The organism is Roseomonas sp. 18066 (assembly GCF_902706185.1).
GTDB lineage: Bacteria > Pseudomonadota > Alphaproteobacteria > Acetobacterales > Acetobacteraceae > Pseudoroseomonas.
Genome location: NZ_CACSJM010000068.1, coordinates 22,620 through 31,347, shown reverse-complemented (window position 1 = coordinate 31,347; position 8,728 = coordinate 22,620). Strand labels below are relative to the sequence as shown.

10 protein-coding genes are annotated in these 8,728 nt (G+C 72.6%); 4 read left to right on the top strand and 6 right to left on the bottom strand.

Going from position 1 to position 8,728, the window contains the following annotated elements; all coding sequences use genetic code 11:
* The first annotated feature begins 451 nt into the window (after positions 1–451).
* From GVN67_RS15250 to GVN67_RS15240, 3 genes are all read left to right on the top strand, one after another.
* Entirely contained in the window at positions 452–1,258 is an 807-nt protein-coding gene (locus GVN67_RS15250) for a class I SAM-dependent methyltransferase (protein WP_159997431.1), read from the top strand.
* Between the two features lie 256 nt (positions 1,259–1,514).
* Positions 1,515–1,760, top strand: a complete 246-nt coding sequence (locus GVN67_RS15245; protein ID WP_159997429.1) for a type II toxin-antitoxin system CcdA family antitoxin — start codon at positions 1,515–1,517, stop codon at positions 1,758–1,760.
* On the top strand, positions 1,760–2,080 hold the full coding sequence (locus GVN67_RS15240; protein WP_159997427.1) for a CcdB family protein: 321 nt from the start codon (positions 1,760–1,762) through the stop codon (positions 2,078–2,080). The genes GVN67_RS15245 and GVN67_RS15240 overlap by 1 nt, the downstream gene beginning before the upstream one ends.
* Positions 2,081–2,202: 122 nt before the next feature.
* On the opposite strand, the gene GVN67_RS15235 is transcribed toward GVN67_RS15240, so the two are convergent.
* The 3 genes from GVN67_RS15235 to GVN67_RS15225 are packed head-to-tail and all read right to left on the bottom strand — an operon-like array spanning position 2,203 to position 4,559.
* A complete protein-coding gene (locus GVN67_RS15235; RefSeq protein WP_235035318.1) occupies positions 2,203–3,579 on the bottom strand; it encodes a sensor histidine kinase in 1,377 nt (458 codons plus the stop codon).
* Positions 3,576–4,235 (bottom strand): response regulator transcription factor, encoded by a 660-nt coding sequence (locus tag GVN67_RS15230; RefSeq protein ID WP_159997425.1) that lies wholly within the window; start codon positions 4,233–4,235, stop codon positions 3,576–3,578. The genes GVN67_RS15235 and GVN67_RS15230 overlap by 4 nt, the downstream gene beginning before the upstream one ends.
* Entirely contained in the window at positions 4,236–4,559 is a 324-nt protein-coding gene (locus tag GVN67_RS15225; RefSeq protein WP_159997423.1) for a PepSY domain-containing protein, read from the bottom strand.
* A gap of 113 nt (positions 4,560–4,672) precedes the next feature.
* Between GVN67_RS15225 and GVN67_RS15220 the strand changes: the two genes are divergently transcribed.
* Complete coding sequence (locus GVN67_RS15220) at positions 4,673–4,978, top strand: PepSY domain-containing protein (RefSeq protein WP_159997421.1); 306 nt, start codon at positions 4,673–4,675, stop codon at positions 4,976–4,978.
* Here GVN67_RS15220 and add read toward each other — a convergent pair.
* The 3 genes from add to GVN67_RS15205 all read right to left on the bottom strand — a co-directional run bounded on the left by add (position 4,975) and on the right by GVN67_RS15205 (position 8,723).
* A complete protein-coding gene (gene add, locus GVN67_RS15215) occupies positions 4,975–6,072 on the bottom strand; it encodes an adenosine deaminase (protein WP_159997419.1) in 1,098 nt (365 codons plus the stop codon). The two genes, GVN67_RS15220 and add, sit on opposite strands and share 4 nt — an antisense overlap.
* Positions 6,069–7,652, bottom strand: a complete 1,584-nt coding sequence (locus GVN67_RS15210) for an ABC transporter substrate-binding protein (RefSeq protein ID WP_159997417.1) — start codon at positions 7,650–7,652, stop codon at positions 6,069–6,071. The genes add and GVN67_RS15210 overlap by 4 nt, the downstream gene beginning before the upstream one ends.
* A 114-nt stretch (positions 7,653–7,766) precedes the next feature.
* The gene (locus GVN67_RS15205; RefSeq protein ID WP_159997415.1) at positions 7,767–8,723 is read right to left on the bottom strand and encodes a site-specific integrase; all 957 of its coding nucleotides are present in this window, start codon (positions 8,721–8,723) and stop codon (positions 7,767–7,769) included.
* Positions 8,724–8,728: the final 5 nt, after the last annotated feature.

The following is an 8,728-nucleotide window of genomic DNA, read 5'->3' as shown; positions in this document are numbered from 1 at the left end:
GTATACGAGCCCGGGCAAGACCATCGCGCCCCCCGGCACAAACCGCTTGACCGAACCCAGGTTAAGGCCTTTATTGCGACTAACTCGCAGTTGCAAACGAGCGCTGGCGGAGGGCGGCCTACTACCGTCCCACCGCAATCCGGATCCCGCATTCTCCCCGGGCCTCCGCTGGCGCAAACGAGCTCTGCGGGATACCGGCCCTGGCCTGCAGGGGAGGCCATGGCCGGGAGCGGACCGAGGGGATCGGGCGCATAATGCGAACCGTCCGATCCAGCCTTGCGGAACCTGAAGGGGGATGCCGCAGGCCATCGATTTGCACACGGGCAGGGTGTGCTTCCTCGGTTCGCGCCCCCTTCCTTCGACCCTCCCGCCACCGTGATCCGGTTCGTTATCGCATCGGAATAGAGTGGCGCCGGCCGCCTGGCAAGGCGGCGCGGGGAGCGTCAAGCCGATGAATCCGAACCAGGCTCTGTGGGAGAAGGGCGACTTCACCCAGCTCGCCGCCGCCATGCGCGACAGCGGCGCGGCGCTGGTCGCGCGCCTCGGCGTGGTCGCGGGCCAGCGCGTGCTCGACCTGGGCTGCGGCGACGGCACCACCGCGCTGCCCGCCGCCGAGCGCGGGGCGGAGGTCACCGGCGTCGACATCTCCCGCCCCCTGGTCGCCGCCGGCAACCGCCGCGCCCAGGCGGCGGGGCTGAAGAACCTGCGCTTCCAGCACGGCGATGCCGGCGACCTGCGCGACCTGCCGGATGCCTATTTCGACCTCGTTGTCAGCATCTTCGGCGCCATGTTCGCGCCGAAGCCCTTCGAGGTGGCCAAGGCCATGCTGCGGGTGACCAGGCCGGGCGGGCGCATCGTCATGGGCAACTGGATCCCGAACGACCCGACGCTGGTGGCGCAGATCCTGCGCATCAGCGCCGCCTATTCGCCGCCGCCGCCCGAGGGCTTCGTCAGCCCGATGCTCTGGGGCCTGGAGGCGCAGGTGGTCGAGCGGTTCACCGCGGCCGGCGTGTCGCCCGCGGCGATCACCGTCGAGCGCGACAGCTATGTCTTCCGCGACCCGGCGCCGCCGGCCGGCTTCCTGGAGAAATTCCGCCGCTTCTACGGCCCGACCATGAATGCCTTCGAGGCGGCGGAGAAGGAAGGCCGCGCCGCGGCGTTGCAGCACGAGCTGCAGGCGCTGTTCGAGCGCCACAACACGGCCGCGCAGGGCACCGAGATCGCCGCCGCCTTCCTGCGGGTGACGGTGCAGCGCTAGCACGAGGCGTCATCGCTCCGCCCATCCGATCCGCTCGTGCTGCCGCCTGCTGACCTGCGCCGCGAATCGGCAGAAGCCCAGGACGGTGCCGGGCGCCATCCGCCCGGCGTCACGCGCGCGGAAGACGATTTCCGCCTGGCTGTCGCCACGGGGCGCCACGGGGCGCCACGGGGCGCCAGACCGACGACAACCCTGCCGCTTGACCCGGCCCGCCCCAATACGCATTAATGCGCATCGGCTCCCGGAGGTATCGGCCATGGGCTATGACCGCGCGGCGCCCAAGCGGCGCACCAATCTGACCCTCAATGAGAGCCTGGTCGCACAGGCGCGCGCCCTGACGCCCAACCTGTCCGACACCGTCGAGCAGCTGCTGGCCCGGTTCGTCGAGGAAGGCGCCGGCGCCGAGGCGGAGCGCCGGCGCAGGAACGCCCTGCATGCGAAGGCGAGCGCCGCCTGCGTCGAGCAGCACGGGGGATGGGCCGACGCCTTCTCGACGCTCTGATGCCGCGTCAGTTCGACGTCTGCCGCAACCCCGGCCGGAACCGCACCTCCATCCCCTACGTGGTTGCGGTCCAGTCCAACGAGTTCGAGGATCACCCCCGCCGGGTCGTGGTGCCGCTCGTCATGGCCGCCGGCTTCGGCACGGAGGAGAGCGACATCGGCCCGCGGTTCATCGTCGAGGGCATCGCCGTCGTCTTCGATCCGCTCCAGATCGCCAGCATCCCGGCCTCGGCCCTGGGTGAGCCGATCCTGTCGCTGCGCGATGACGAGGACAGGATCGTCCGGGCGCTCGACACGATGTTCAGCGTGGCGTGGCGCTGACCGGGCAACGCCGCGCGCGGCCTGGCGCGCCGCCGATGCGCATCGCGCATTCCGGGCAGCAGGATGATGCAGCCAGGGTGAGTTGCCTGATCGCGTGATTCAGGCCTTTCGGTGATGCCACCTCACGCCATCACGCTATCGCCCAGGCCCTCACCCGGCTGCAGCAGCACGCGCAGCCCGCCCGCCGGCGCGCGTTGCAGCCGCAGCGCGCCGCCGCTGCCCTCCAGCAGGTCGCGGGTGATGGCCAGGCCGAAGCCGGTGCCGGGGCGGCTCTCATCCCAGCGCTGGCCGCGGGCGATGGATTCCGCCAGGTCCGGCGCCAGGCCGGGCCCGTCATCCTCGACCACCAGGGCGCGGCCCTCGACGCCCAGCCGCACCACGCCGCCGGCCCATTTGCGGGCATTGTCCAGCACATTGCCCAGCATCTCGGTCAGGTCGCCTTCCTCGACCGGGAAGGTGAAGTCGGCCGGCACCTCCAGCCGCCAGTCGATGCCGCGATCGGCGGGCAGCCGCTGCAGCACCGAGAAAAGCTTCTGCGCCAGCGGCCGCACGGGCGTGCCGTGGCGGCGCAGCACGGCGCCGCCGCCGGCGCGGGCGCGGGCCAGCGCGCGGTCCACCTGGCGGGCCATGGCCTGGACCTGCTCCTCGACCTCGGCGGCCTGCGCACCGCGATTCTCGGCGCGCAGGCGCCGGGCCAGCGCGGCCAGCACCGCCAGCGGCGTCTTCAGCCCATGCGCCATGTCGCCGGCCTGCATGCGGGCGCGCCCCACCGCGCGTTCCTGCAGCGTGACCAGCCGGTTCAGCGCCTCGACCACCGGCCGCACCTCGTCCGGCACGGCACCCGACAGGGTGGCGCGCTGACCGGCCTCGACGGCGCGCAGGTCGCGGCCCAGCGCCCGGAAGGGCAGCATGGCGCGGTGGACGAAGGCCGCCATGGCCAGCACCAGCACCAGCCCGAGCCCCGCCAGCGAAGGCACCAACAGAGCCAGAAAATTGTCGCGGCTGGCGGCGAGATCCCGGCGGTCGATGGCGACCAGGATGGCGTAGTCGGCCTCGGCACCGCGGCGGCCCAGCGCCACGGCGCGGCGCACCGCCAGCAGGCTGCTGCGCTCGGGGCCGGCCAGCGTCAGCACCTCGGGCTCGGCGCCCTGGACGATGCCGGGCGGGAAGGCGGGGGGCTGCAGCCGCGCATCCCACAGCGAGCGGCTGCGCAGCAGGGCGCCGCCGCCCTCGACCTGCCAGTAGAGCCCGCCATAGGCGGTGGCCAGGCGCGGATCGGCCGGCTCCTGCAGCAGGCGCGGCCCGCCCTCGGGGCCGGGCTCCAGCTGGGCGGCGATGAACTTGGCGGTGCGGTCCAGGTCGTCGGTCGCCCGCGCCGCCAGCTCGCGCTCGAAGATCACCACCAGACCGGCCCCGGCGAGCAGCAGCGCCAGGGCGATCAGCGCCGCGGCGGCGCCGACCAGCCGCAGCCGCAGCGAGCCGCGCCGGATCAGCGTCATGCGGCGGCGATCACATAGCCATGGCCGCGCCGCGTCTCGATCAGCGGCGTGCCCAGCTTGCGGCGCAGCCGCGCCAGCAGCGCCTCGATGGCGTTGGTCTCGCGCTCGGCCTCGCCGTCATAGAGATGGTCGAGCAGCTCGCCGGCCGGCACCGCGCGGCCGCGATGGTGCAGCAGATAGGCCAGCAGCCGGTATTCCAGCGCGGTCAGCGCCAGGGCCCGGCCATCGACGGCCACCGTGCGGCTGCGGGTGTCGAGCTCCAGGGGCCCCGCCACCAGCAGGGCCGAGGCATGGCCTGCAGCGCGGCGCAGGATGGCGCGCAGCCGGGCCAGCAGCTCCTCCATGCGGAAGGGCTTGGCCAGATAGTCGTCGGCGCCGGCATCGATCCCCTCGACCTTCTCGCGCCAGCCGTCGCGGGCGGTCAGGATCAGCACCGGCATGGTCGAGCCGGCGCCCCGCAGCCGCCGCAGCAGGCTGAGCCCGTCCAGCCGCGGCAGGCCGAGATCGAGGATCATCGCGTCATAGGCCTCGACCTCGGCCTGGAACCAGGCGGCCTCGCCATCGACGGCGAGGTCGACGGCATAGCCGGCCTGCTCCAGCGCGCCGCGCAGGTCGGCGGCGATATGCGGCTCGTCCTCGGCGACCAGCAGCCGCATTCAGTCGATCTCCAGGATGCGCAGCGTGGTCGCCTCGATCTCGACCTCGCGCCGCTGGCCGCGGGCGGTCAGCACCTTGATCTCATAGATCCAGCGGCCGTCGTCGCGGTCGAGCTCGACGCCGACGATGTCGCCCGGCACGGCGCGGCGCACCACGGCCAGCACGTCCTCCAGCGGGCGGATCTCGCCGCGCTCCAGCGCCTGGCGGGCGCAATCCTGCTCGTTGCGGCAGCCCAGCCGGCGCCAGTCGTCGCCATCGGCCCGGGCGGCGGCGACGGGCAGCAGCAGCAGGCCGAGCAGCAGGAGGCGAGGGGGCAGGGTCACGCGGGGGGATATAGCCCAGCCCCGCTGACATTGCGCTGACAGCGCGCGTCAGGCTGGCGGGGGGTCGGCCTGCCAGGATGCCCCCCGTCAACGAAACACGGAGCTTTCTTCCCATGCGCATCCTGACCGCTTCGGCCCTGGCCCTGCTGGGCCTCGCCGCCATCCCCGCCGCCGCCATGGCCGACGACCGCTGCCCGCGCGTCGCCCGCGATGCCTGGATGCCGATGGAGCAGGTGGTCTCCCGCGTGCAGCAGATGGGCTACACGGCGGAAGAGATCAGCCGCGACGATGGCTGCTGGGAGGTCGAGGCGCGCGACCGCAACGGGGTGAAGGTCGAGTTCAAGCTGGACCCGGTCAGCGGCGCGCTGGTGACCCGCCAGGGCGCGCCAGGGGCCCCGGCCGGCCAGGCGCCGCGCTAAGCCTGCGGGCGGGGCCGTTCGACGGCCTCGTCCAGCCCCCGGTCGGCGGGGTCCAGCCGTGCCTCCAGCGCGTCGAGCGTCTTGCCGAATTCGGCGCGCAATTCTTCCTTCCGCGCCTCGGGCAGCCAGCTGGCCTCGATGCCGGCCAGGCTCAGCCGGCGGGCATCGTCCGGCTGCCAGCCATTGGCGGCGAAGAGCGTGCGCCAGCAATGGTTCATCGTGGTGCGGAAGAAGGTCGGGTCGTCGGTGCCGAGCACGATGGTGAGCCCCGCCTCGACCATCCGCTTGATGCGCTGCTGGCGCGGCCCCCGGTTGCCCGGGATCGAGGACCAGCAGGCCATGGTGAAGGGCACGCCCTCGGCCGCGGCGCGGGCGGTGATCGCCGGGTCCGCCAGCATGTTGTAGCCATGGTCGAGGCGGTCGCAGCCCAGCGCGTCGCGGCAATGGGTGAAATGCGCGGGCGGCCCCTCATAGAGGGTCTGGTTGTCCTCGCAGACATGGGCGGTGCGGCGCAGCCCGGCGCGCGCGGCGCGGCGCCAGGCCTCGACCCAGACCAGCGGCGGGCCGGCGCGCTCGGCGCCATCGAGCCCCACCCCCACCACCTGGTGGCGCGGATGGCCGGCGATCCAGTCGAGCATCTCCAACGCCTCGGAGGGCAGGCAGACGCTGCGGTCGATGCAGGCGATCAACAGAGAAGAAACGCCGAACTCGGCCTCGGCGCGCTCGAGGCCTTCGATCAGCCCGTCGACGATGTCCGGATAGATCGCGCCGTTGGGCGTGTAGTAATGCGGGTTGAAGAAGATCTCGGTGTGGCGGACGCTGCCATGGCGATGCAGGTCCTCGATGCATTCATAGGCGACCCGGGCGAAATCCTCGCGGTCCTTAACGGCCAGCGCGCCAAGGCGAAGGATTTCCAGGAAGCCGTAGAAATCCTGCCATTGAAAGAGAGTTTCCGCCGGCCGCGGCAGGATGACGCCGTTCTTCTCGGCGAGCTCCACCAGCGTGGTCGCGCGGACGGCGCCGGCGATATGCAGGTGCAGCTCGACCTTCGGCACCAGGTCGATGAAGTCGGAATAGGACAGCACGCCGCTCACCGGCCGATGTTCCACAGGAACATGGCAGGACCCGTCAGCACCCCGGTCAGGTCGGCGCGCCAGGCGGAGGGCGTCACGAACTGGCCGAGCGGCATGTAGAAGCCGGCCTCGGCGGCGCGGGCATGGATCTTTTCTGACAATTGCTTGCGGGCCTCCTCGCTGGAGGCCGCGGCGAACTCGCCGCGCAGCTTTTCCACCTCGGCATCCTCCGGCCAGCCGGCGAAGCCCGCCGGGCCGGGGCCGGCGCCATTCAGATAGACATTCTGCAGCGGGGTCTGCATGTCGGGGACGGTGTTGGTGGTGTGGAAGACGTTCCAGCCCTCGGGCCGGGCGCGGCGGCCGAAGAAGGTGTTCAGGTCCATGCTCTGCAGGTCGACCTTGAAGCCGAGCTTCGTCAGCAGATCCTGCGTCACCAGGCCCAGCGCCGCGATGCCCGGCGCATCGGCCGGGTGCAGGATGACCACCGGGCGCGACAGGTCGGCGCCGCTCTCGGCCAGCAGTTTCTGGGCCGCCGCGAAATCCGTCGCGGGCGGCAGGCCGGCGGTGGTCTCATAGGGCGTGCCGCAGCCGTAAAAGCTGCGGCATTCGCGGCCGAATTCGGGGCGGCCGGCGACACCCGGCAGGTAGTCCGCCTGGTTCACCGCCAGCATCACCGCGCGGCGGACCTTCGGATTGTCGAAGGGCGGCAGGCGATGGTTGAAGCGCAGAATGCCCTGGTAGCCGAAGGGGCTGACCACCTGCACCTTCACCTGGCGGTTGCGCTCCAGCACCGGCAGGACATCGGCCGGGACGCGCTCCAGATAATCAACCTCGCCCGTGGTCAAGGCGGCTACCTGGGTCGAGACATCGGGCATGGCAATCAGCTCGACCCGCTCGAAACGGGCGAGCTTGCCGCCGCTGGCCCAGACCGGGGCGCCCTCGCGCGGGCGATAGGCGGCGTTGCGGGCCAGCACGATGCGGTCGCCGGGGCGGTACTCTTCCGCGACGAAGCGATAGGGGCCGGAGCCGATCGGCGTCGCGATCGGCTGGCTGGGGGGTGTCTCGGCCAGGCGCTTGGGCATGATCATCGGCACCATGGCGCCGGGCTTGGCCAGCGCCTCCAGCACCAGGCCGAAGGGACGCGCCAGCACCAGGCGGAAGCTGCGGGCGTCGACCGGCTGCAGCGTCGCGGTCGCGCGCAGCAGCAGCCCGCCCAGCGCGTCGCGCGCGGCCCAGCGGCGGAGGCTCGCGACCACATCCTCGGCCGTGACCGGCGCGCCGTCATGGAAGGCGAGGCCCTCGCGCAGGGTGAAGCGCCAGGTCAGGCCATCGGCGCTGCGCTCGAAATTCTCCACCATCTGCGGCTGCGGCCGCCACTGGTCGTCCATGGCGAACAGCGTGTCGAAGACGAGATAGGAAAAATCGCGGGCGGTGAAGCTGGTGGTGAAATGCGGGTCGAGGATGGTGGTCAGCGTCTCCGGCACCACCCGCAGCGTCTGGGCGCGGGAGACCGCCTGGGCCCGGGCCGGCGCAGCCAGCAAGGCGGGCGCGGCCAGGGCAGGCGCGGCCAGGGCGGCGGCAAGCAGGTGTCGGCGATGCATGGGGAGAGCTCCTCGCAGGTCGGGCGCCGGCATCTAGGGGCAGGGCCGCGCCGCCGACAAGGCCGTTCCGCCAGCGGGCCGCGCGCAGCCGGCCTCGGGGTCGGCGAGCGCCGGCTACAGCCCGACCTTGCCCGCCGGGCTGGCGCCGCCCAGGCGCGAACGGCGGACATAGCTGCGCATCGTGGTCAGGCTGCGGTGCCGGCTGTGACCCATGATCTCCTCGTCGGGGATGCCGGCGCGATAGGCGGTGGTGATGAAGCCGGCGCGCAGCCCATGCGGCGACAGCGGCTCCAGCAGCGTCGCGCGGATCCCGGCCTGCTGCGCCCGCTTCAGCAGGATCAGCCGCAGCGCCTCGCCGGTCAGCGCGCCCTCGCGGATCGTCTGGTGCCGCGTCACGCCGCGGAAGGCCGGGCCGCGGGCGATGCCGGCGGCCTGCAGCCAGGCCTGCAGCGCGCGCACCGGGCAGGTGGCCAGGGCCTGGCCCTGGGGGATGCCGATGCGCTGGCCTTCGCCTTCCTGGTCGGTCTTGGAGCGCGGGATCAGCAGCTCCAGCCCGCGCGGCTTCCAGGCGATATGCTCGACGGCGATGCCGCAGAGCTCCGAGCGCCGCAGCGCGCCGGCGAAGCCGAGCAGCAGCAAGGCACGGTCGCGCAGGCCGGCCAGGTCGTCGTCGCAGACCGCGACCAGCCGCTGGATCTCGGGCGTGGTCAGCGCCTGGGCGCGCTTCGGCGGGTCGCCATGGGTGCGGCCGATGCCGCGCAGCACCTCGCGGATGGCGGTGTGGCGGGTGTCGAGCGGCTGCCCGGCCAGGCGATGCGCCCGCGCGATGCCGGCGACCTTCCGCCGCAGCGTGGCCCGGGCATAGCCTTCGCCGAGCTCCGCCAGATAGTCGCCGACGCGCTCCGGCGGCGCCGGCAGCGCCGGGACGCCCCGGGCCTGGCACCAGGCGTTGAAAGAAACCCAGTCGGCGGTATAGGCGCGCACCGTCGCCTCGGCATCGGCGGCGACACGGTAGCGCGCGGCGAGGCGGGCGGCGCGGCCGACGGCATCCTGGGACGGCTTCTCGGTCATGGCGC

Coding starts and splice junctions, on each gene's coding strand:
- GVN67_RS15250 (WP_159997431.1), top strand. CDS start 452: ATGAATCCGAACCAGGCTCTGTGGGAGAAGGGCGACTTCACCCAGCTC.
- GVN67_RS15245 (WP_159997429.1), top strand. CDS start 1,515: ATGGGCTATGACCGCGCGGCGCCCAAGCGGCGCACCAATCTGACCCTC.
- GVN67_RS15240 (WP_159997427.1), top strand. CDS start 1,760: ATGCCGCGTCAGTTCGACGTCTGCCGCAACCCCGGCCGGAACCGCACC.
- GVN67_RS15235 (WP_235035318.1), bottom strand. CDS start 3,579: ATGACGCTGATCCGGCGCGGCTCGCTGCGGCTGCGGCTGGTCGGCGCC.
- GVN67_RS15230 (WP_159997425.1), bottom strand. CDS start 4,235: ATGCGGCTGCTGGTCGCCGAGGACGAGCCGCATATCGCCGCCGACCTG.
- GVN67_RS15220 (WP_159997421.1), top strand. CDS start 4,673: ATGCGCATCCTGACCGCTTCGGCCCTGGCCCTGCTGGGCCTCGCCGCC.
- GVN67_RS15210 (WP_159997417.1), bottom strand. CDS start 7,652: ATGCATCGCCGACACCTGCTTGCCGCCGCCCTGGCCGCGCCTGCCCTG.
- GVN67_RS15205 (WP_159997415.1), bottom strand. CDS start 8,723: ATGACCGAGAAGCCGTCCCAGGATGCCGTCGGCCGCGCCGCCCGCCTC.